Genomic DNA, 1,166 nt, shown 5'->3' on the forward strand with positions numbered 1-1,166 from the left:
TCTTTTGCAATAACCGGCTCAAGCGTCTCAATCGGATGGCTTTTTTCCTGAAGAGATAAGACGTCAAGTTCTTCATTAAAGGACGGATAACCCATCCGAAGTTTGAATAAAAAACGGTCAAGCTGGGCTTCCGGCAAAGGATAGGTTCCTTCATATTCGACCGGGTTTTGCGTTGCCATCACAAAAAAAGGAGCGGCAAGCTGCATCGTATGGCCATCTACCGTGACGCTTCCCTCTTCCATCGCTTCGAGCAAAGCCGACTGTGTCTTCGGAGAGGTACGGTTGATTTCATCGGCCAGCACGATATTTCCCATAATCGGGCCGGGACGATATTCAAATTCCATCGTTTTCGCATTATAGATAGATACCCCTGTTACATCAGATGGCAGCAAATCCGGAGTGAATTGGATTCTTTTGAAATCGGCGCCGATTGATTTTGCCAGCGCGCGGACCATCATCGTTTTTCCGACTCCGGGTACATCCTCAAGCAGTACATGACCTTTGGCAAGAAGGTCTTCTAAGCTGAGTATGGTGATGTCTCGTTTTCCATCCATTACTCTATTAATATGTTCAACTGCTTTCCCCAGCAAAGGATGCAGGTCTTCTTGATATGCCATTCTTTTCCTCCTAATCATCTACAAAATTCATCATAATGTAACCTAACTTTACCACAAAAAGCAATCTGTATAAAAAAACGATTCTAGCAAATTGTTTCCAATAAAGCTGGCCAAAACACACAAAAAAGCTTCCTGTGGCAGGAAGCTCAATTATTTGTGTTCTAAAGGCTCCATATGAACATGCGAATAATCAATCGCATGCTCCTCCTTCATTCTCCGCTCAATTTCATTGGCTATATCGTGGCTTTCCGTAATATTTAAATCTGCCGATACCTCAACCACCACATCAACATGAACCGTACTGCCCAAGTATCTTGCTTTTATGTCTTTTAAACGGCTCACACCGGAGATTTTTTCGATTGTCTGTTTATAAGCGGAAATGTCCTTTGTGTCGAATCCATCTGTCAAAGAGTGAGATGATTCTTTAAAAATATCCCATGCGGTCTTGCAAATAAGCAGGCCGATCACAAACGCAGTGACCGTATCAATCCAAGCAAGATGGAATTGAGCAGCCACAATGCCGATAAACGTGCCGATACTGACCAATGC

The 1,166-nt window shown here is 43.5% G+C and carries 1 protein-coding gene and 1 pseudogene; both read right to left on the reverse strand.

Annotated features, from left to right (window positions below):
• The coding region (locus ACWHAR_RS22390; protein ID WP_452087870.1) for an AAA family ATPase at positions 1 to 617 on the reverse strand (617 nt) is incomplete at its 3' end.
• A 150-nt stretch (positions 618 to 767) separates the two neighbouring features.
• Positions 768 to 1,166: pseudogene (gene mneS / locus ACWHAR_RS22395) on the reverse strand (manganese transporter MneS); the annotation flags it as partial.

It is taken from the genome of Bacillus sp. LR--39 (genome assembly GCF_053613335.1).